The organism is Thermodesulfomicrobium thermophilum DSM 16697, from assembly GCF_059568695.1.
In genome coordinates this window covers 145,215-165,966 of the sequence record NZ_JCANTW010000014.1, presented here as the reverse complement: position 1 = coordinate 165,966, position 20,752 = coordinate 145,215, and the positions used below count along the sequence as shown (strand labels likewise).

Below are 20,752 nucleotides of genomic sequence, written 5' to 3'. Positions count from 1 at the left end.
GTCTTAATCCCCTCGAATCGGGTCATGCATTCAGAGAGCGGGGTTCGGGGGTCCAGGAGTAGCGCGGACTGGCGGCGCCGTACTCACGGTTCCCCCGATTTTTTCGCTCTCGGGAAATGTCTTGGAAGGATTTTTGACAGAAAACATTTTTGTTTTCAAGGGGTCAGTCACTCACGGACCGATTTTTTCTTCTGCCTGTCTTTTCATAGGGTTCGATGATTTCAGCCGATGCGTCCAGAGATCCGTGAGCGGCTGCCGCCGCCCCTTTACGGCCATGGGCTTGCGCCGTAGAGAGGCCGCCCATGACACACATCATCGGCATCGATACCGGCGGCACCTCCACCGACGCCGCCCTTGTGGATGCAAGCGGCCGTGTGTGCGCCACCGCCAAGGTGCCCACCCGGCACGCAGCGGTGGAGACCTCCATCCTCGCGGCCCTCGAGACGGTGCGGGCCGCGCTGCCGGACCCCCAAGCGAGTCTTACCATCGCCCTGTCCACCACCTTGGCCACCAACGCCTTGGTGGAAGGCCGCGGCGCGGAGGTAGGGCTGATCGTCATCGGCGCGCCCAAGGCCCTGCGGCTCCCTGCAGCCTTGGTCTGCCACGTGCCCGGCGGCCACAAGGCCCGCGGCATCGAGCACGAACCCTTGGGCCTTGAGGCGCTGCTCGAAGGCGTCACGGCCATGCGCGGCCATGTGGACGCCTACGCGGTGGCGGCCCTGCTCTCCTTTGCCGACCCCAGTCACGAGGAAGTGGCGGCCCGGGCCATCGCCCTGGTGGACCCCAAGCCGGTGTTCTGCTCCCACCAGGCAAGCGGCCGGCCGGGGCTCAAGGAACGCGCCGCCACCGCCCTGGCCAATGCCCAGCTTCTGCCCATCATGGAAGGTTTTGTGGCGCGCATGGAGCGCGTGCTTCCCCACCAAGGCGGCCGGGTCTTTTTGGTGCGCGGTGACGCCACGGCCATGGACCTTGCCGAGGCGAGGCGCCACGCGGCCCACACCGCGGCCAGCGGGCCGGCGGCCACGGCCTTGTGGGGAGCGGCAATGCACAGCAACGCCCTGGTCGTGGACGTGGGGGGCACCACCACGGACATCGCCCTCGTCACCGAAGGCCGCCCGGTCATCGCCCCCCAGGGGCTCACCATGGCCGGACTCTCCACCCATGTACCGGCAGTGGACACCGACACCGTCGGCGTGGGCGGCGACAGCCTGGTGGAAGTATGCGGAAAGACCCTCGCCATCGGCCCCCAGCGAGTGACCCCCTTGTGCCGCGTACCTGCCCTGAATCTTTCTCTGCCGCATCCGCGCACCTGGCTGGGCGGCGGCGCCGGCCGGCTGCTCGTCCTGCCCCATACCGGGGGCCAACTGTCTCAAGTCCCGAGCACCGGCAAGGCGGCCACCGGGGCGGCCGTCTGGCGTTGGCTTTTGGAGCGAGGGCCAGCCACCTGGGGGGAACTTCGCCGCGGACTCGATGTACCGGAGGCACGACTGGAGGCCGCCCTCGCCTGGCTGGAGGCCCAAGGGCTGGTGGTCACCACCGGACTTACCCCCACGGACTGCCTCCACGCCCAGGGCATCCTGGACCTCTGGGACCGCGGACTCGCTGAAGCCGGGGTAGACATCCTGGCCCAGGCCCATGGCCTACGAGCGTCCGAGCTTTCGCAGCGCGTCCTCGACGCCGCCGCGTCACGCATCACGCAGGCCATCGTCCACGCGCTGGGCATGCGCCACGGCGGTCCGGCCCTGGCCGCGGCCCTGAACACCCATGCCGGACCCTACCTGGAGCTCAACGTGCGTCTGCGTCTTCCTCTGGTGGGCATGGGTGCGGCGGCCCCCTATCTTTTACCTCCCGTGGCCAAGGCCCTGGGCACGGAACTCATCATCCCCGCGCATGCGGCCTCGGGAAACGCCATCGGCGCGGCCCTGGTGGCCCTGCGCCAGCACCAAGGAGAAAAGTGACCATGGAATTTCGCGAGCAAAGCTTCGCCGCGGCCCTGGAAGTGGCCAGTGAATGCGAGACCGCCAGCGTGGTCCACGCCTGGATCCCCGGCGGCCCGGGATACGTGGTCCACGCCTGGGCGGAAGTGGATGACGCGGTGTACGACCTCACCGAATCCAACCACCCCTTTGCCAAGGCGGACTACTACGCCCGCTTCGGCGTTCAGGAGTCGCGCATCTGGCGCTACGACCGGGTGACCTTTTTCACCCTGGTGGCCGAACACGGAAGCTTCGGACCTTTCGACCCGGCGCTGCAGCCCTTGACCTGCGCCCAGGAGCCGCCCCTTGCCTCCACGGCGTCCACCGACTAGGAAGCGCCAAACTTCAGGGAGAACGATATGCGGGTACACGCCCTTGTGGTCACGGGATACGGGACCAATTGCGAGCAAGAATGCGCCTATGCCGCCCAAAAGGCCGGCGCCGATGCGGTCACCATCGCCTTTTTCTTCGACCTCTTGGCCGAACGGGTGCGGCTGACGGACTTTCAATTCCTCATCCTGCCGGGTGGATTTCTCGACGGCGACGATCTGGGCGCGGCCCAAGCCGCGGCCGTGCGCTGGCGCCATGCCCGCACCCAGAGCGGCCAGAGCCTGGTGGACGACCTCGCCGCTTTCCTGGACGCCGGCGGCATCATCCTCGGCATCTGCAACGGCTTCCAACTGCTGGTGAAGCTCGGGCTTTTGCCAGGCCTGGACGGTCAGCGCTTCGTGCGCCAGGTCTCCCTGGGGCACAACGATTCCGCCCGCTTCGAGGACCGTTGGGTCAGCCTGCGGATCGATCCGGCCTCGCCGTGCGTCTTCACCCGAGGGCTCGACGGCGTCCTGGAGATGCCCGTGCGCCACGGCGAGGGCAAGCTCATCACCGCCAGCCCGGAAATCCTCTCCCGCATCCAAGCGGACCACCTCGCCCCGGTGGCCTACTGCGACCCCTCCACCGGCCTGCCCACCCAAGACTACCCGGCCAATCCCAACGGCTCGCCCATGGGCATTGCCGGCCTCACGGACCCCACCGGCCGCATCTTCGGCCTCATGCCCCACCCCGAGGCCTTCAACCACTTCACCAACCACCCGCGCTGGACTCGGGGCGAACGTCCCCTTTTGGGACTGGAAATCTTCGCCCGGGGCATCGAGTATCTGCGTACACGTTGACAACCAGAGCCCGCCCCCGTATGGACTCCTTCCCGTTGCACGGCACCGACCCTTGGGTCCCCTTCATGGCAGAAGCCCTCAAGGAAGCTCAAGAGGCCGAACGAATTGGAGAAGTGCCGGTGGGCGCGGTGGTGGTGCGCGAAGGCGAGATCCTTGCCCGCGCGGGCAACCGGGTCATCGCCCAGAACGATCCCACGGCCCACGCGGAGATCCTGGCCCTGCGCCAGGCCGCGGCGCGGGAAGGCAATTTCCGCCTTCCGGGATGTGTGCTCGTCGTCACTTTGGAGCCGTGTTTGATGTGCCTGGGCGCCATCATTCACGCCCGGCTGGCCGGAGTGGTGTTCGCCGCCCGAGACCCCAAGGCAGGCTGCCTGGGAAGCCGCATGCACAGCGCCGATGTCTCGTGGAGCAACCACCACTTTTGGGTGCGCGAAGGCGTGCTCGCCCAACCCTGCAGTGCACTGATCACTGCGTTCTTTGAATCCCGCCGATCCATGCGGAGAGGTAGCGAAGCCCGGTCGTAACGCGCTCGACTCGAAATCGAGTTACGGACTCATACTCCGTACGTGGGTTCAAATCCCACCCTCTCCGCCATTTTTTCCCCGCCCCCTGCATTTCTAAAATTCCTTCACACCAATTTTGGAGTCCCTGCGCTGTTTTCATAGCGCGGTATGTGCCGTCCCGAAAAGCGCTCGGGATTTGGCCAGTATTGCTGCGAGGACGGACGCACCCCCGCCAGTACGGCGGGGGCGACGCCCATACGTCTGGGCCTGGGGGAAGCATCCACCAGGCCCGAATCGGGACAGCCTCAGTTTTCCAGGACCGCCACCGTGGCCTGGGCGATCTCCAGTTCCTCGTTGGTGGGGATGACCCAGATTTGCACCCGGCTCGTTGGGGCGTGTACCGCCGTGGCCGCGCCCTTGCGGCCGGCGTTGGCCGCCTCGTCCAGGACGATGCCCAGATGCTCCAAATCCTGGCACACCATGCGGCGGACGATGTCGTCGTTCTCGCCGATGCCGGCGGTGAAGACGATGGCATCCAAGGGCCCGGCGACCGTCAGATAGGCACCCAAAAACTTGCGGATCCGGCCCACGAACATCTCCAGGGCCAAACGTGCGCGCTCGTCACCCGCGGCTGCCGCCTCATGGATGTCGCGCATATCGTTTTTGCCACAAATCCCCTTGAGTCCGCTCTCTTTGTTGAGAATGGCGTCCATCGCATCCGCGCTGTAGCCTTTTTCCTTCATGAGAAAGAAGACGATGGCCGGATCGATGTCGCCGCTGCGGGTGCCCATCATGAGGCCCGAGAGCGGGGTCATGCCCATGGTGGTGTCCACGCACCGGCCCTGACGGACGGCGGCCATACTGCACCCATTGCCGAGATGCAGGGTCACCAGGTTCACGGCTTCCATGGGTTTGCCCATGAGGCGGGCGGCCTCACGGGTCACATAGCGGTGCGAGGTACCATGAAAACCGTAGCGCCGCACGCGCATTTCCTCGTAGAAATGATACGGAATCGGGTACAGATAGGCGGCCGGCGGCATGGTCTGGTGGAATTCGGTGTCGAACACCGCCACCTGCGGGGCGTGGGGAAAGAGCTCCAGCGCGGCCTCGATACCCACCAGATTGGCGGGATTGTGCAAGGGGCTCAGCTGGAAGTTGGCGCGAATCTGGGCAATGACCTCCGGGGTGATGCGGGTGCTCTGCACCAAAGTCTCGCCGCCCTGCACCACGCGGTGACCAATGGCCTGGATGGCGTCTCTGGAAGCAATGACCCCATGCTCAGGATGCACGAGCAAAGCGACCGCCTGATCCATGGCAACACGGTGATCAGGAAAAGGCATATCCATGGACGTTTTGGCCTCGCGTGACTCGCCAGGATACTTTTTGTGGGTGATACGGCCCATGGATTCGCCAATGCGTTCCACAACACCGGAGGCAACTGCCTGGCGTTTATCCATATCGAGCAGCTGATATTTGAGGGAAGAACTTCCCGAATTGATCACAAACACATACATAACCAATCTCCTTCACATGCGATGGCAAAATTCAAGCGGCACGAAAAAAATCATGCCGCTTGGATATACGCAAAAATCCACGATCACTGCTGCGCAATGATTCCCTTTTCCGCCTGGGCCTGAATGGCGGTAATGGCCACGGTATTGACGATATCCGGCACCAGACAGCCGCGGGAGAGATCATTGACCGGCTTTTTGAGGCCCTGAAGCACCGGGCCGATGGCCACGGCGTTGGCCGCTCGCTGCACGGCCTTGTACGTATTATTGCCGGTATTGAGGTCCGGGAAGATGAACACCGTGGCCCGTCCAGCCACCGGACTGTCGGGGAGCTTCTTTTGCGCCACTTCCGGATCGATGGCCGCATCGTACTGGATGGGGCCTTCGATGAGCAGCTCCGGCGCCCGCTCGCGAGCGATGCGCGTGGCCTCGATGACCAGGTCCACGTCGCTGCCCGCCCCTGAGTCTCCGGTGGAATACGACAGCATGGCCACCCGCGGCTCGATGCCGAACACCCGGGCAGTCTCGGCGGAGTTGATGGCGATCTCCGCCAATTGCTGCGGATTGGGATTGGGGTTCACGGCGCAGTCGCCGAATACCAATACCCGGTCCTTGAGACACATGAAAAACACACTGGATACAATGGAAATACCGGGCTTGGTCTTGATGATCTGCAACGCCGGCCGAATGGTGTGCGCCGTGGTATTGATGGCGCCTGAGACCATACCATCGGCCTTGCCCAAATACACCATCATGGTCCCAAAATAGGTGGGATCCATCATGCAATCACAAGCAAGTTCCCGTGATACTCCTTTACTTTTGCGGAGTTCATGGAATGTTTCGATGTATTCTTCCAGATCCGGACTCTTGGATGGATCGATGAGCTGTACGGATTCCAGATTGAGCCCCATCTGGGAGATCTTGGACTGAATGGTAGGAATATCACCCAAAATAGTCAGGTCCACGACACCACGCCGCACCAAGATATCCGCAGCCCGCAAAATACGCTCGTCGGATCCTTCCGGAAGGACGATGTGCTGACGATGCGCCTTGGCTTTCTCGATGAGGCTGTATTCGAACATCTGCGGCGTCACCTTGGTGGATTTTCGGGTATTGAGGCGCGAGCGCATCTCCACCGTATCCACATTCTCCTCAAAGACACCGAGCGCCGAAGCGATCTTCTTCTGGTTGTCGGGCTCGATCTTCCCGTACATGTTGTAGAGGCGCCGGGCGGTCTGGAACGTGGCCTCTTTGCCCAAAAGCACCGGTACGGGCACGCCGGTCCAGCCTTCTACCAGACGCGCTACGTTGCGATCCGGCCGGATGCCGCCGGTGAGCAGGATTCCGGCGATGTCGGGATAGGCTGCGGACAGCCGCGAGGCCAAGGCGCTCACGATGATGTCCGAGCGATCGCCCGGGGTGACCACCAGACTCCCCTTTTCGATGTAGTCGAGGAAATTGCCGATCTGCATGGCCGCCACCACGATGTCTTCCACCTGGGCCTCCAGGTTGTCGCGACCGTAGAGCACCTCAGCGCCCACCCATTTCATCACGTCAGCCATAGTAGGCTTGCCGAGCACCGCCACCTCAGGGATGAGATAGAGCAGCACGTCCATCCGAGCGAGGCTTTGGCGCAGAGCGATGCGCAGGGCCTCCCGGTCGGCAACCGCCACCCGGTTGACGATGATGCCGAGGATATCCACCGCCTTTTCCGAGAAAGACTCCAACGACAACTTGGTGGAGGTGATGATCTCGTGCTCGGTCTTCTGGCAGGCATTGACCACTACGAGCAGGGGGCTTCCCAAGTTGGCGGCGATATCGGCGTTGATGTCGAACTCGAAAGCCGGAGAGCCGCCTTCAAAATCCGTCCCTTCGAGGAGCACAAAATCGCATTTGGATTCCAACTCTTTGTATTTATTGATGATGCGCTCCATGAGCAGGGCATGCTGTCCGGAATTCACCATCTCTTTGGCCTGCCGCATGGTCAGGGCGTACGTTTCTTCATATTGCAGACCAAGATAGAATTGGGACAACACCAAATCGATATCATGGTCTTTCTTTCCAGAGTCATCGTTGATGATCGGACGAAAAAAACCAACGCGACGGATGTCGCGAAGGAGCATTTGCATGACGCCAAGCACAATTGCGGACTTTCCACTTCGTGCTTCCGTGGCCGTTATATAGAGGTTCTTTGCCATAACGCCCTCATAAGTATGTCCTGACTCGCCATTGTTTGCACAAACAAACCAAACAACGCCCGAAAAATAGGGGGACCAAGTCGTCCTGGTCCCCCATAGGATTACAGCGATTCCGCGTACACTTCAATAAAATGTTTCACCGCCACACGGTCTCCGTGTTGCGAGAGCATATCCGAGATCTGCAGCATGCAGGCAGGACACCCCGTGGCCACCACCTCGGCTCCGGACGCCACGATATTGTTGCGTTTTTGCGCACCGATATCCTTGGAGAGGTCGTAATGCTGGAGATTGAAGCTGCCGCCGCACCCGCAGCAGCGGTCGGCCTCGGCCATTTCCACGAACTGCACCGTGGGGTTGGAGCGCAGCAAAGCCCGCGGCTGCTCGCTCACCTTGAGAGATTTCTTCAAGTGGCACGGGTCGTGGTAGGTCACCCGCGTGCCGCTGCCCTGCGTCGGGACCTCCACGTGGAGCACGTCCACGAGAAACTGCCCGATGTCCATGGTGCGCTCGGCCATGGCCTGGATGCGGTCGCGCAGGGACTCCTTCTTGTCGCCGCTCATGAGCGGCCAGATCTCATGGATGGTCGCCGAACAGGTGGCGCAGGGGGTGAGCAGGTAATCGAAGTGCTCCTTCTCGAAGAGCTCGAGGTTGTGGAGCACCAATTGGTCGAAGGACTCCTTGTCGCCCGAGGACAAGGCCGGAATGCCGCAGCAGGCCTGGCCTGCGGGCAGGTACACGCCCACCTCGTGGTGCTCCAGCACCTTGAGGGTCGCCTGCCCCACATGAGGATAGATCTTGTCCACCACGCAGCCTGGGAAAAAGGCCACACGGTAGCCGCTTTTGCCCGGGCGGGTACTCATGGACGGCACCAACTTGCGCAGCGGCTTCTTGGCAAGCGGCATGAAGTGACGCCCCCCGATGACCGGGGCCTGAATGCGGGCGCACGACGAGCCGATGACGTCGCTGGCCGGCTTGGTGAACAGCCCCTGGAACTTGGAAGCCACGTCCAAGAGGCTGTTGAACAGGGCTGGCTTGGTGAGCAGCCCCTTGAAGATGGCCTTCTTGGTGGGTGAAAGTCCCATGTAGGTGTTCACGATGACCCGGGCCTTGAGGAAGATGTCGAGCACCTTCACTCCGCTGGGACAATTGGCCGCGCAGGAGCCGCACAAGAGGCACATATTGAGCTTCTGCTGCACGCCTTCGGCGTCGCGGATCATCTCGTGGGCCAGGTCTTCCAGGAGGGCGATCTTTCCCCGGGCCACGTCACCTTCGCGCATGGTCTCGGCAAACACCGGACAGACCGCCTGGCACATGCCACACTTCATGCAGGCGACCATCTGGTCGTCCAATTCCATGAGCATGCGGGCCAAGGAATGGAGATCCTGCGTCATGCTAGCCTCCGATGACCTTGCCAGGGTTGAGGAGATACTTGGGATCCACGGCCTTCTTGATGGTACGCGAGTAGATGATGGTGGCGCGGGTGGTCTCCTTTTCGAGCCACTTGGCCTTGGCCAGACCGATGCCGTGCTCCCCGGACAAGGTGCCGCCCAAGGACAGGGCCACATCGAAGATCTCGTCCACGGCCAGCTCCACGCGGTGGAATTCTTCCTTGTCCCGCCGGTCGGTGAGGATGGTGGGATGGAGGTTGCCGTCGCCCGCATGGCCGAACGTGCCGATCTGCAGACGGTACTTCTCCGCGATTTTGTTGATGGCCCGGATCATGGCCGGAATTTGGCTGCGAGGCACGGTGGCGTCTTCGAGCACCGTGGTGGGACGAGCGCGGGCCAAGGCCGGCAGGGCGTTGCGCCGGGCCTCCCACAGCTTGTTCTTTTCCGCGGCGTCCTTGGCCAGCACCACCCGGCGGGCGCCTTCTTTCTTGCAGATATCGAGCACCTTGGCGGCGTCGTCTTCCACCAGGGCCTCATGGCCGCCGTCCACTTCGATAAGCAGGATGGCCGCGGCGTCGGTGGGCAGTCCTGCCTTGGTGAAGGCTTCCACGTAGTTGATGGTGGCATTATCCAGAAGCTCCAAAGTGCAGGGCACGATCTTGGCGGCGATGATGGCAGCCACGGTCTGCGAAGCTTTGTCGATGTCGTCGAACTCCGCCAGCATGGCCTTGGAGGCCACCGGCGGCGGCACCAGCTTCAAAATGATCTGGTCGAAGACCCCCAAGGTCCCCTCAGAGCCCACCATGAGCTGGCTGATGTTGAGGCCGGTGACGCACTTGACGGTCCTGCCGCCGGATTTGACGTACTCGCCCTGGGCGTTCCAGAAATTGACCCCCATGACATAGTCTTTGGTGACCCCGTATTTGAGGCCGCGCAGACCGCCGGCGTTTTCACTCACATTGCCGCCCAGGGTGGACACGGCCTGGGACCCTGGGTCCGGAGGATAGAAGAGTCCGCGCTTGGCCACCTCCGCGGCGAACTTGGCCGTGACCACGCCAGGTTCCACCACCGCGTAGAGGTCCTGCTCGTTGATCTCGAGAATCTTGTTGAGACCGTTGGTGAGGATGACCACGCCCTTTTCCTTGGTGGGGATGGTGCCGCCACTCAAGTTGGTCCCCGCGCCGCGCACCGTCATGGGGAGGTCGTTCTCGAAGCACAGGGCCACGGTTTTGCCCAACTGTTCGCTGGTCGTCGGCCGCAGCACCAATTCCGGCACCACGGGCTCCAGTACTGCGGCGTCATACGCATAGGAATGGCGGTCCGCTTCACTGTCAAGGACGTTCTCCTTGCCGAGCAAGGTCTGGAAGGCCGAGAGCAGACTCGTGGAAATCATGAACATCTCCTTGAAAAAAACAGGGGAAGAAAGGCCCCAGGACCATGCCTGGGGCCCAAACCATCAGTGTTAGAAGAGGTGCGGCAGGAATACAAAACTCATCAGCGAGGCGACGATGCCCACCACCACGCCGTAGAGCAGGAACGGCCAGAACGTGCGCTTGAGGATCATACCCTCCCGGCCAACCAGGCCGGTCACCGCGCACACGGCCACGATGTTGTGGATGCACACCATGTTGCCCATGGCGCCGCCAACCACCTGGGCGGCGACGATAATCTGCCGCGGCAGCTCCAGCTGCTGGGCGACGCCCCATTGGAACTCGGCGAACAGCAAATCCGAAACCGTATTGGAGCCCGTGATGAAGGCACCCAACCCGCCAACATAGGAGGCAAAAAGCGGCCAGGCATTGCCGGCGATCTCCGCCACAGCCTTGGCCATGGCCAGCGGCATGGAGGGATAGCTGTTAGGGTTGAGGGCCGCGTCCGCCACACCGGAGCCGCGGAAGATGGACACCAACGCCACCGCAGCAAAGAGCGCGATGGTCGGGGCCTTCATCTTGGCAAAAGACTCGGTCCACGCCTTTTTCACGGCATCACCACTCATGCCGTGGAGGAAGATGGTCAAGATCGCCACGAGAGTGAAGGGAATAGTCCCCGGCAGGTAGAGATAGTCGATGGATGCAGACACACCCTTGTACCCGAGAAGGTCCGTGAAGCCGATCTTCTGGGCCGAAAGCCAAGCCTTGAGTCCCAAGGCCGGTACCCGAGTGATCACCAAGATCAGGCCGATGATGACATACGGCAGCCATGCCTTGAACTGGCTCATGTGCTCCTTAAACTGGCAGGAGGTATCACACGCAATGGAGCCGGTCCACTCGGGATCCCAGCGATCCTGTGGGCCAAAGTCCCACACCGTTGTCGGCACACAAAATCCCGCTTTGGCGCCAGCCACGATGATGCCCAAGCCCACCAGACCACCAATGAGGGAGGGAAACTCCGGACCGATGAGCCAGGCCAGTCCCACATAGGGCACGGCAAAGGCCACCGCGGCGAACACACAGAACTTCCAGGCGGCAAAGCCTTCGGACCAGGACTTGTTGTGGCCGAAGAAACGGGTGAGAAATCCCAGCATGAAGATGGGCAGAATAAAAACCATACCCAGATGCAAAACGGAAGCCCACTGTCCGATGACTTTGGCAAAGGAGGCGAAATCCGTAAAATTGAGTCCAGGAGTGCCGGCGTCCACCGCACCCGTGACCAACGGGCCCAAGAACTTGAGGCCGATGAGAATGGGGGTGCCCACGGCCCCAAAAGACACCGGGAACGAGTTGAACACCAAACAGATGACGGCAGCGGCGAGAGGCGGGAATCCTAATGCCAAAAGCAGCGGCGCAGCCAGGGCTGCCGGCGTTCCAAAGCCCGCGGCGCCTTCGATAAAGGCGGCAAACATATAGCCGATGATAATGGCCTGGATGCGTTTGTCGCGACTGATATTCTGCATGCCATACTGGATGGTTTCCATGCCACCCGAATACTTGAGGGTATACAGAATGAGGATGGCGCCAAAGACGATGATGAGCACGCCGATGGCCACCACAATGCCCTGCAGCGACAGGGCGGCGATGTAGCCCACCGGCAATTGCCATACCAAAAGGGCGCTCAGCGCACACACGAGCCAGGCAAGGGGCATAGCCTTGGTCGATGGCCAGCGCATGCCGACCATGAGGACCAACGCCACGAGGATGGGCAAGAATGCCACCAAAGCCAACGCAGGAATAGACATGTTTCCCTCCACAGATGTCACACCAAAGGCCCCTGCCCGGACTCCCCCAAGCCCGAGCAGGGGCAGACCTCTACCTATTTTCCGGCTCGGCCGTCATCGCAGGGCTCGGCAGGCCGCCCGGCACCCGAATGCTCGGCCGTGGCCGTCACCACACACGCCTCGCCCTCCGGGGTCTGCGGTGCATCGCCAGATCCCTGAACTGCGACCGATTCCAGTTTTCGGCTCGCCAAGTACTCGTACATGTGGAAGCGCTCCAGATACTCCTGTTCCAGCCGCGTGCGCAGCCGCTTGGCGTCTTCCGGAGCAATCTTCTCGAGCATGGCGAAACGGTTTTCACCCAGCAAGAACTCCTGAATGGTTCCATCGGGGGCCTTGGAATCCAAGATGAAGGGGTTCTTGCCTTCCTGGGCAAGGAGCGGATTGAAGCGGTATAGCGGCCAGTAACCGCACTGCACCGCCCGCTTGGCCTCTTCCTGGGTCTTGCCCATGCCCTTGCGGATGCCCTGGTTGATGCACGGGGCGTAGGCAATGATGAGCGACGGCCCAGGATAGGCCTCGGCCTCCTTGAAGGCCTTCATGAGCTGGGCCTTGTCCGCGCCCATGGCCACGGAAGCCACGTATACGTAGCCATAGCTCATGGCCATGAGGCCCAAGTCTTTCTTGCGCACGCGTTTGCCCGCGGCCGCGAACTTGGCGATGGAACCCAAGGGCGTGGCCTTGGAGGACTGCCCACCCGTGTTGGAATACACCTCGGTGTCCATGACCAGGACATTGATATCCTCGCCCGAGGCCAACACGTGGTCCAAACCGCCATAGCCGATGTCGTAGGCCCAGCCGTCACCGCCAAAGATCCAGAAGGACTTCTTCACCAACAGGTCATCCATGGCGAGGATGGCGTCGAGGATCTCGGTGCGCTCGCTGTTCCACAGGGCCTCGCGCACGGCCTCCGCCGCCTCCACGGACTTCTCGCCGTCATGGCGCACCGCCATCCAGTTCTTGAAGGCCGTGGCCAGCTCTTCCGACACACCCTGCGCAATGGCCTCCTCCATGAGGGCCACCAGCTTGGCCTGACGCTGGGCGTAGGCCATCTGAATGCCGTAGCCGAACTCGGCCGCGTCCTCGAACAGGGAGTTGCCCCAGGCCGGGCCGTGGCCTTCGGCGTTCACCGTGTACGGCGCGCTGGGCGCGGACGCGCCCCAAATGGAGGAGCACCCGGTGGCATTGGCGATGATCATGCGCTCGCCGAAGAGCTGAGTGAGCACCTTGACGTAGGGGGTCTCACCGCAGCCGGCGCATGCCCCCGAGAACTCCAAGAGCGGCTTCTGGAACTGGCTGCCCTTGACCGTATCCCGGCGCACCAAATGGTCCTTCCAGGAGATGGTGGTGGAGAACTCGTAATTGGGGACTTCCGCCGCGGTCTGCGTCTCCAAGGGCTGCATCACCAGGGCTTTGGTCTTGGCCGGACAGATGTCGGCGCAATTACCGCAGCCCATGCAGTCCAAGGTGTTCACCTGGATGCGGAACTTGAGGCCCTTGAGCTCCTTGCCGTTGGCATCGATGGTCTCGAAGGTGGCCGGCGCTCCTTCCAGCTCCTCGGGCGTGGCCAGCACCGGCAGGATGGCCGCGTGCGGACAGACAAAGGAGCACTGGTTACACTGGATGCAGTTGGCCGGGATCCACTGCGGCACGTTGATGGCCACCCCACGCTTTTCATATTGCGAGGTGCCCACCGGGAAAATGCCGTCCGGCTCGAAGGCCGACACCGGCAGGTTGTCGCCCTTCTGGGCGAGCATGGGCCGCATGACGTGCTTCACGAAATCCGGCTCGTCCCGCTCCACCGGCGCCTCGGGGGCAAGGTCCGCCCAGGAGGCCGGATACTGCACCTCTTCCAGGGCATCGATGGCGCGATCCACGGCGGCAATGTTCATGGCCACGATCTTGTCACCCTTCTTGCCGTATGCCTTGTGGATGGACTTTTTGAGCAGTTCCACGGCGGTTTCAAAGGGAAGCACGTTGGCCAGCTTGAAGAAGGCGGTCTGCATGACCATGTTGATGCGGTTGCCGAGCCCCACTTCCTGGGCGATCTTCACGGCGTCGATGTTGTAGAAGCGCAGCTTCTTTTGGGCGATGGTGCGCCGCACCGAGGCCGGGATCTCCCGCTCCATGTCTTCCAGGGTCCAATTGGAATTGAGCACGAAGATGCCGCCGTCCTTGATGCCTTCGAGCACGTCATAGAGACGCACGTAATTGGCCTTGTGGCAGGCGATGTAGTCCGCAGAAGTGACGAGATACGTGGACTTGATGGGCGACTTGCCGAAACGCAGGTGCGATACGGTGATGCCGCCGGATTTCTTGGAGTCATAGGCGAAATAGCCCTGGGCATAGAGATCGGTGTTGTCGCCGATGATCTTGATGGCCTCCTTGTTGGCGCCCACCGTGCCGTCAGAGCCCAAGCCCCAGAACTTGCACTGAATGGTGCCCTCGGGCGTAGTGTCGGCAAAGGGCGGGATTTCCAAGGAGGTATGGGTGACGTCGTCCTCAATGCCCACGGTGAAGTGGTGCTTGGGGGCAGTGGCGCGCATGTTGTCGAACACCGCCTTGACCATGGCCGGAGTGAACTCCTTGGAGCCCAAACCATAACGGCCGGCCACGATCTCCGGCGCCTGACCATGCTCCAGATAGGCGGAACACACGTCCTTGTAGAGGGGCTCGCCCTGAGCGCCGGGCTCCTTGGTGCGGTCCAGCACGGTCACCACTTCCGCCGATGCCGGGATGGCGCGCAACAAGAACTCCGGCACAAAGGGACGGTACAGACGCACCTTCACCAGACCCACGCGCTCGCCACGGGCGTTCAAGTGCTCCACCACTTCCTCGATGGTCTCGCAGCCCGAACCCATGGCCACGATGACGCGGCTGGCCTCCGGGTGGCCCACGTAGTCAAAGGGTTTGTAGGCGCGGCCGGTGATGGAGGCCACTTTCTTCATCTGCTCCACCACGATGCCCGGCACTTCATTGTAGAACACATTGGCCGCTTCCCGCCCCTGGAAGTAGATGTCCGGATTCTGAGCCGTGCCCCGGATGGTGGGGTTGGAAGGACTCATGGCCCGCTCGCGGAAGCTCTCGATGGCCTCCCAGTTCACCACTTTCTTGATGTCTTCGTAGTCGATGACGTGGATCTTCTGCACCTCGTGCGAGGTCCGGAACCCATCGAAGAAATGGAGGAACGGCACGCTGGACTCGATGGCGGACAAATGCGCCACCAAAGCCAGGTCCATGGCCTCCTGCACGGAGCTCGACGCCAGCATGGCGAAACCCGTCTGGCGGCAGGCCATGACGTCCTGATGGTCCCCAAAAATGGACAAGGCATGGGCCGCAATGGCGCGGGCGCTCACATGGAATACGCCCGGCAAAAGCTCACCTGCAATCTTGTACATATTGGGGATCATGAGCAAAAGCCCCTGAGAGGCGGTGAAGGTGCTCGTCAGCGCCCCGCCGGCCAAAGAACCATGCACCGCGCCCGCAGCACCGGCCTCGGACTGCAGCTGGCGCACCAGCACCGTCTGGCCGAAGATGTTCTTCCGGCCGGCAGCGGCCCAGTCGTCCGCCAGCTCGCCCATGGTGGACGAGGGGGTGATGGGATAAATAGCCGCCGTGTCGCTCAAGGCGTAGGCGATATGGGCAGTGGCGGTATTGCCATCCATAGTCTTCATCATAGACATGTATCAAACTCCTTTGCGGAAAGGGTTGCTTCCGTGGGCCGAAAACCGGCCTCCCTGCCACTAATCAACGAACGTGCCATGTGGCGTGCATGTGATAACTTATTCAAAATACAGAAAAATACACAATCACCCCCTTGGCGGCATCCTCGCGCGACCTTCTGAAAAAAAAGACAAGCATCAGCACTTCGATGACTTGGAATGTGCCACAACGACCGGTTTTTGCAATCGTGAAGCGGTAAGCGGTTCGCACAAAGCGGTGGGTTCGCCGGCGCCACCCACCGTCTGATTTTCCGGACAACTGCGCCCTTCCGTCCCGCACCTCACACGGGCCCCTGAGTCTCCATGACTCAAAAACCGACCTCGGCCACAGAAATCCATCGAAACCACTTCACGGCCTCCAAGGTAATACCATAAAAAAACAAGAAAAAAATCGTCCCTGTGCTTTTGGACAAATCCAACCTTGACAGGAACGTTTTTTGCTTAAAAAAATTTTGTTGAATACGCAACCAAGGAGGTTTGTATGCGCGGTAAACTCATTACCAAGCATGGACATATGACAGATCTTCGCCCTTCGGAAACCATGCAGCTCTCTCGGCTGCTGACTCCCATGCAGCGCGAGCAATTGCTCGAAGGCGAGTCCGTGCTCGTCAAGCGGGAATACACCTTGGATTCGTGGAAAGAGTACTGGCTGTCTTCCGATACCCAGCACCTCCAGCCTCGCCGCCGGGGGCACTCCTGAGCGCCACAGACGACAAGCATCAGCTCTCTACCCACCACCGCAAGAGGAGCGGGGCGCCCCCGAACAGGCACACCACCCCTGTGCGCGCCCCTTCACCGCAAGACGAATACGCAAAAAGGCCCTTCTCGGAAATCTTCGAGAAGGGCCTTCCATTCGTGGTGGGCCACCAAGGAATCGAACCTTGAACCTGCTGATGAGGTAAACAGCTGGGAGGTACAACATGAAGAAGAACCCCCTTACGGACCGCCAAAAGAGATTCGTCGAGGAATACATGGTGGAGCTGAACGCAATCCGAGCGGCGATCCGGGCCGGCTATTCCGAGAAGACGGCAAGCAGGATCGGGCCTGAATTCCTTGGAAAAACTTGGGTTCGTAGTGCCATAAGGCAAAAGCAGGCCGAGATCAGCCAGAGGACGTGGCTGAATATCCAATCCGTCCTGAACCGACTGAGACAGATCGCCGACGAGGCAATGGCCTCAGGGCAATAGGCCGCCGCAGTTAGGACGATAGAACTTCTGGGCCGCCACATCGGCATGTGGAATCGACATCGGCCCGCCGGTGATGGTGGCAAGGCCGTCTATCAGGCCGTTAAAGCCTTTCTCGATTCCTTGAGTCTGCACCATCGGTGCTGTCTCACCACAGGACACCAAGGCTCAACAACTTTCTTTCCTGACACCCGTTGGCGACGACCCCGACGCCGACGGATAATCATCCTTCATTGAGGCGTGGGGCCCCGGAGATTACATCACCTGCCCTACGGAAGCAGCCGAGCCACGTGTCTGCCCTTCGTTGATCTAGACATACCATACACTACTTGCACCAGTCTGTGAAATTTGACATAAACTCTCTCAAATAAGAGACATTGCGCTGGTTGTTACAAGCAGACGGCCAACGACATTCCGACTAATCGAACCGCTGATTATCTCCAATCTCCAGAACAGGGGGAATAGGTAGCCAAGGGTAATTGTGAAGATTTCGAGACCTGACGTCCTGAGCACTCATCTCCTCAATACCGGCAGTACGAACAGCCCGGCGGTGGTCGGTTCTGCTAGACATCAGCTAATCAAGAAGGATCGCGGCCAAAGGGAGATTGTGTAGAATAAGTAGTTAGGCTTCATAGAAAGTCGCACTGTGGGGGCCTGATAAATATCAAAGGCGGTAAACCGAAAGGAGAAATGCCATGGCTACAAACGACAAAGGCTGGAATCCTCTTACTAGGAACCCAAACGGGTTCATGACTGACCAGATTGATTTGGGTGATGGTCTGTCGTATCACGAGACCATCAATGTCAATTCAAATGGTGACATTACAAAGTCACATACCACTTTTGATATTGGCAACCAGCAGATCAAAATTTACCCTGATGGCAATACAAGCCTGAAAAAGTAAGGTTTGTTGCTCATCGACATGATTCTGCTAACCACATCAATCAAAAGCCTAACAAGGCACTCCAGTGGACTGCAAAACCCGCCGCTTCGCTCTGGGTTTGGCAGCCGCTGAGCTTTAACGTTATGTCTTAATTGAAGAAATCTTTATGATAAAGCGAAATGCTAAACACATTCCATTTCTTAAATGGGCCGGTGGAAAGCGGTGGCTTGTAGAGCGGCATCCTAGCATTTTCCCGGCTTTCTCCGGCAAATATATAGAACCTTTTCTGGGTGGAGGTTCTGTATTTTTCCATCTTACTCCTGACCGTGCCGTTCTAAGCGATACCAATGCAGAGCTAATCGACACATACATTGCTATCAGGGATGACTGGGAAAATGTCCTTGACATACTGCGACATCACGCAATGGAGCATAGCGATTCCTACTATTACACCGTCCGGTCTTTTCGGCCTGAATCTCTTGCGGAAAAAGCCGCCCGCTTCATTTACCTGAATCGGACTTGTTTCAACGGTATATATCGAGTCAACCGTAATGGGCAATTCAATGTGCCACGTGGCACGAGAAACAGCGTTATCTTTAAAACGGACGATTTTGAGGGAGTGTCCAAGCTATTGAAGAACGCCGAACTTAAGGCTTGCGACTTTGAAGAAGTTATCGACGGTGCCTCGGCTGGCGACCTGGTATTTGCAGACCCCCCCTATACTATTCGCCATAACAACAATGCATTCATCAAGTACAACGAAGATTTGTTTTCCTGGGACGACCAGATCCGTTTGGCAAGCTGCCTGAAAAGGGCGGCCCAAAGAGGCGCTTTAATTATTGCGACCAATGCCTACCATCAAAGCGTGGTTGAGCTGTACCGAAATTATTTCCAACTACAGCCGATATACCGCAAAAGCATGATTTCAGCGGACAAGAAGTTTCGGGGAAAATATGAAGAACTTTTAATTATGGGGAATTTGGAACATGCCGAATCCTACGACTGTGTTTTTCGAAGAGGCCGAATACCGCAACGGCCCTATGGGCGCCCTCATTGAATTTCTGGAAAAAGAAAAGAGGCTGGAGGATGCAGGCACCTACGAGCAAATGCGGTTTGTCGGCTACGTGTTGGAACTTGGCTTTGAGAAAGCCACCATCATCACATCGGATCCATTCAAGAAGGCCGTCGGCGGTATTCCTCGCGGCTCTTTTCTCATTATGGCCCCTGACGACCTTGAAGGAATGCCTCCACATTTTTCGCTTCTTCGGGTGACCGCAACAGCTCCCACTCCGCTTTCTAAGGAAGTGCAACAGACCTACTTCGAGCTGCACAAAAAATCAATGCCTGAGCTCGATGTATGGACACGAAGCGAGCTTCAATGGGGCGCGCTGGATACCCATGTCCTTGGAATGTATTTTCCCGATATCAACCAACCCGACAGACCGGCGTTTTCTGGAGACGTGAATAATGTCGTCAGTGCTCACCGATACAAAGTCTATGCGCCAACAAAAGGGCTTCTGGATTTGATCATCAACGGAACCGTTCGCCCAACAAACCAATTTCCCATTGGCAGGCTTCGCTTTACGGAATGCACCCTGCCTTTTGCAGACATCGAGCAGCCCCAGATCGATGTGCGCGTGTCCATTGACGACTTCAAAGGGTTCCGAACGGCGATGTTCGGTAAAACCAGGTTGGGCAAAAGCAACGTTGTAAAGATCATCGCCCAGAGCATCATCGAGGCAACGAAAAAAGACCACTCCGTGGGCCAACTGATTTTCGACATCAACGGCGAGTATGCCAACGACAACCCGCAAGACGGCAGCAGGTCGCTGCGTAGCGTCTACGAGGATCGTTGCGAAGTGTACGCCTTGAACCCAAGACCGGAAACCCCTTCCAAACCCCTCAAGCTGAATTTCTACGAGCAGCCCGACTCCTGCATGCGCATCATCCGGTCACTTCTTGAAGAGGAAGGTCGAACATCAATTTATATCAGAAGTTTTTCCAGCGTTGAATTACCGAGCATCAAAGATATTCAACAGATCCAGACGGTAAATGAAAGAGTTCGCGCAATAAGGAAAATCCAAATCTATTGGGCCATCTTGCATAAAGCAGGGTTTGAGTGCGATCAAAAAGCGCTAAAGGACCTTGGACTCCGTTCTGGAAGCAGCGGCGGCCCCAGCCACTTCAACCCAGGTTTTCGAAGGGAACTAATCGAAGCAGCCTGCGGCCAGAACTGTTCGTTTGCCTCACCAACCAACCTCGACGAGCTCGTCCAGCTTCTCGAAGCGATTGAAAATTACAGAAAGAATAACCCCAACGGCCAGGAATTCCAATCTTCCAGCGGAAAACCCCTGTTTGATTCAGACGACTTGGCACTGTTGGGGTTTTTGCAGCCAGGGCAAAGGAGCGGGGGGCCGCGGATTCTTCAGCCCTATCGCCGGTATCACGATCCGCGCGCCGCCGATTTCGTGAATGAAATTCTTTCCTCTTTGGATGAGGGAAAGACCGTTATCCTCGACCTGGGCAACGCAGCCGATGAAATTAGGACCTACTTCTCTGACCTTCTTTCGCGGGCTGTCTTCAATCACCAGGAAAAGAAGTTCACAAGCAATCAGCTGGGTAACCATTTCATCCAGCTCTATTTCGAAGAGGCCCATAACCTGTTTCCAAAGGACGACCGGGATTTCACTGGCGTCTATACTCGCTTTGCTAAGGAAGGCGCCAAGTTCCACATAGGCATCGTATATTCGACCCAGTCGCCATCAACCATCAATCGAGAACTGCTGGTCCAGACCGAAAACTTCTTTGTCGCCCACATCTCGGCTCAAAGCGAGGTCGACGCCCTGGCCAAGCTCCAGTTTCAATTCGACGGCCTTCAACGCGACATCCTTTCCACCCGCACCCCAGGGTACATGAGAATGATGACCTTCTCCCATCGCTTCGTGATTCCGGTCCAAATCAACAAATTCGAGGTCGTAGTCGAAAAACAGGAAAAAGGGGATTGAT

16 protein-coding genes and 1 tRNA gene are annotated in these 20,752 nt (G+C 59.3%); 10 read left to right on the top strand and 7 right to left on the bottom strand.

Features of this window, described 5'->3' with window-relative positions; translation table 11 throughout:
* The first annotated feature begins 302 nt into the window (after positions 1-302).
* From BR00_RS08125 to BR00_RS08105, 5 genes are all read left to right on the top strand, one after another.
* Positions 303-1,958: a hydantoinase/oxoprolinase N-terminal domain-containing protein gene (locus BR00_RS08125; RefSeq protein ID WP_496477090.1), complete on the top strand. Its 1,656-nt coding sequence runs from the start codon at positions 303-305 to the stop codon at positions 1,956-1,958.
* A gap of 2 nt (positions 1,959-1,960) precedes the next feature.
* Positions 1,961-2,308 carry a hypothetical protein gene (locus BR00_RS08120; protein ID WP_496477089.1) on the top strand — a complete coding sequence of 116 codons (348 nt, stop codon included), beginning with the start codon at positions 1,961-1,963 and terminating at the stop codon, positions 2,306-2,308.
* 27 nt (positions 2,309-2,335) lie between these two features.
* Entirely contained in the window at positions 2,336-3,145 is an 810-nt protein-coding gene (locus BR00_RS08115; protein WP_496477088.1) for a phosphoribosylformylglycinamidine synthase subunit PurQ, read from the top strand.
* A gap of 20 nt (positions 3,146-3,165) precedes the next feature.
* Entirely contained in the window at positions 3,166-3,669 is a 504-nt protein-coding gene (gene tadA, locus BR00_RS08110; protein ID WP_496477087.1) for a tRNA adenosine(34) deaminase TadA, read from the top strand.
* Positions 3,644-3,739: transfer RNA gene (locus tag BR00_RS08105), tRNA-Ser, on the top strand. Before tadA ends, BR00_RS08105 begins: the two co-directional genes overlap by 26 nt.
* A 214-nt stretch (positions 3,740-3,953) precedes the next feature.
* Here BR00_RS08105 and BR00_RS08100 read toward each other — a convergent pair.
* The 6 genes from BR00_RS08100 to nifJ all read right to left on the bottom strand — a co-directional run bounded on the left by BR00_RS08100 (position 3,954) and on the right by nifJ (position 15,639).
* The gene (locus BR00_RS08100; RefSeq protein ID WP_496477086.1) at positions 3,954-5,162 is read right to left on the bottom strand and encodes an acetate/propionate family kinase; all 1,209 of its coding nucleotides are present in this window, start codon (positions 5,160-5,162) and stop codon (positions 3,954-3,956) included.
* Positions 5,163-5,245: 83 nt separating this feature from the next.
* Entirely contained in the window at positions 5,246-7,357 is a 2,112-nt protein-coding gene (gene pta / locus BR00_RS08095) for a phosphate acetyltransferase (protein ID WP_496477085.1), read from the bottom strand.
* A 101-nt stretch (positions 7,358-7,458) separates the two neighbouring features.
* Positions 7,459-8,748: a (Fe-S)-binding protein gene (locus tag BR00_RS08090; RefSeq protein WP_496477084.1), complete on the bottom strand. Its 1,290-nt coding sequence runs from the start codon at positions 8,746-8,748 to the stop codon at positions 7,459-7,461.
* A gap of 1 nt (position 8,749) precedes the next feature.
* Positions 8,750-10,138, bottom strand: coding sequence for an FAD-binding oxidoreductase (locus tag BR00_RS08085; protein ID WP_496477083.1), 1,389 nt, complete (start codon positions 10,136-10,138; stop codon positions 8,750-8,752).
* 69 nt (positions 10,139-10,207) lie between these two features.
* Entirely contained in the window at positions 10,208-11,920 is a 1,713-nt protein-coding gene (locus tag BR00_RS08080) for an L-lactate permease (protein ID WP_496477082.1), read from the bottom strand.
* Positions 11,921-11,994: 74 nt separating this feature from the next.
* Positions 11,995-15,639 carry a pyruvate:ferredoxin (flavodoxin) oxidoreductase gene (nifJ, locus tag BR00_RS08075; protein WP_496477081.1) on the bottom strand — a complete coding sequence of 1,215 codons (3,645 nt, stop codon included), beginning with the start codon at positions 15,637-15,639 and terminating at the stop codon, positions 11,995-11,997.
* Positions 15,640-16,159: 520 nt separating this feature from the next.
* Between nifJ and BR00_RS08070 the strand changes: the two genes are divergently transcribed.
* Positions 16,160-16,378, top strand: coding sequence for a hypothetical protein (locus BR00_RS08070; RefSeq protein WP_496477080.1), 219 nt, complete (start codon positions 16,160-16,162; stop codon positions 16,376-16,378).
* 220 nt (positions 16,379-16,598) lie between these two features.
* A complete protein-coding gene (locus BR00_RS08065) occupies positions 16,599-16,865 on the top strand; it encodes a terminase small subunit (RefSeq protein WP_496477079.1) in 267 nt (88 codons plus the stop codon).
* On the opposite strand, the gene BR00_RS08060 is transcribed toward BR00_RS08065, so the two are convergent.
* Positions 16,854-17,000, bottom strand: coding sequence for a hypothetical protein (locus BR00_RS08060; RefSeq protein ID WP_496477078.1), 147 nt, complete (start codon positions 16,998-17,000; stop codon positions 16,854-16,856). The genes BR00_RS08065 and BR00_RS08060 overlap by 12 nt on opposite strands.
* 557 nt (positions 17,001-17,557) lie before the next feature.
* Here BR00_RS08060 and BR00_RS08055 point away from each other — a divergent pair.
* The 3 genes from BR00_RS08055 to BR00_RS08045 all read left to right on the top strand — a co-directional run bounded on the left by BR00_RS08055 (position 17,558) and on the right by BR00_RS08045 (position 20,751).
* Positions 17,558-17,767 carry a hypothetical protein gene (locus tag BR00_RS08055; RefSeq protein ID WP_496477077.1) on the top strand — a complete coding sequence of 70 codons (210 nt, stop codon included), beginning with the start codon at positions 17,558-17,560 and terminating at the stop codon, positions 17,765-17,767.
* Positions 17,768-17,912: 145 nt separating this feature from the next.
* Positions 17,913-18,803: a DNA adenine methylase gene (locus BR00_RS08050; protein ID WP_496477076.1), complete on the top strand. Its 891-nt coding sequence runs from the start codon at positions 17,913-17,915 to the stop codon at positions 18,801-18,803.
* Positions 18,733-20,751: an ATP-binding protein gene (locus BR00_RS08045; RefSeq protein ID WP_496477075.1), complete on the top strand. Its 2,019-nt coding sequence runs from the start codon at positions 18,733-18,735 to the stop codon at positions 20,749-20,751. The genes BR00_RS08050 and BR00_RS08045 overlap by 71 nt, the downstream gene beginning before the upstream one ends.
* The last annotated feature ends 1 nt before the right edge of the window (position 20,752 follow it).

Bases quoted from the DNA above. Each gene is read 5' to 3' on its own strand.
- BR00_RS08080 (WP_496477082.1), bottom strand. From the start codon at position 11,920: ATGTCTATTCCTGCGTTGGCTTTGGTGGCATTCTTGCCCATCCTCGTG.
- BR00_RS08050 (WP_496477076.1), top strand. From the start codon at position 17,913: ATGATAAAGCGAAATGCTAAACACATTCCATTTCTTAAATGGGCCGGT.
- BR00_RS08125 (WP_496477090.1), top strand. From the start codon at position 303: ATGACACACATCATCGGCATCGATACCGGCGGCACCTCCACCGACGCC.
- BR00_RS08115 (WP_496477088.1), top strand. From the start codon at position 2,336: ATGCGGGTACACGCCCTTGTGGTCACGGGATACGGGACCAATTGCGAG.
- nifJ (WP_496477081.1), bottom strand. From the start codon at position 15,639: ATGTCTATGATGAAGACTATGGATGGCAATACCGCCACTGCCCATATC.
- BR00_RS08070 (WP_496477080.1), top strand. From the start codon at position 16,160: ATGCGCGGTAAACTCATTACCAAGCATGGACATATGACAGATCTTCGC.
- pta (WP_496477085.1), bottom strand. From the start codon at position 7,357: ATGGCAAAGAACCTCTATATAACGGCCACGGAAGCACGAAGTGGAAAG.
- BR00_RS08085 (WP_496477083.1), bottom strand. From the start codon at position 10,138: ATGATTTCCACGAGTCTGCTCTCGGCCTTCCAGACCTTGCTCGGCAAG.
- tadA (WP_496477087.1), top strand. From the start codon at position 3,166: ATGGACTCCTTCCCGTTGCACGGCACCGACCCTTGGGTCCCCTTCATG.
- BR00_RS08065 (WP_496477079.1), top strand. From the start codon at position 16,599: ATGAAGAAGAACCCCCTTACGGACCGCCAAAAGAGATTCGTCGAGGAA.
- BR00_RS08100 (WP_496477086.1), bottom strand. From the start codon at position 5,162: ATGTATGTGTTTGTGATCAATTCGGGAAGTTCTTCCCTCAAATATCAG.
- BR00_RS08090 (WP_496477084.1), bottom strand. From the start codon at position 8,748: ATGACGCAGGATCTCCATTCCTTGGCCCGCATGCTCATGGAATTGGAC.
- BR00_RS08120 (WP_496477089.1), top strand. From the start codon at position 1,961: ATGGAATTTCGCGAGCAAAGCTTCGCCGCGGCCCTGGAAGTGGCCAGT.
- BR00_RS08060 (WP_496477078.1), bottom strand. From the start codon at position 17,000: ATGGTGCAGACTCAAGGAATCGAGAAAGGCTTTAACGGCCTGATAGAC.
- BR00_RS08055 (WP_496477077.1), top strand. From the start codon at position 17,558: ATGGCTACAAACGACAAAGGCTGGAATCCTCTTACTAGGAACCCAAAC.
- BR00_RS08045 (WP_496477075.1), top strand. From the start codon at position 18,733: ATGCCGAATCCTACGACTGTGTTTTTCGAAGAGGCCGAATACCGCAAC.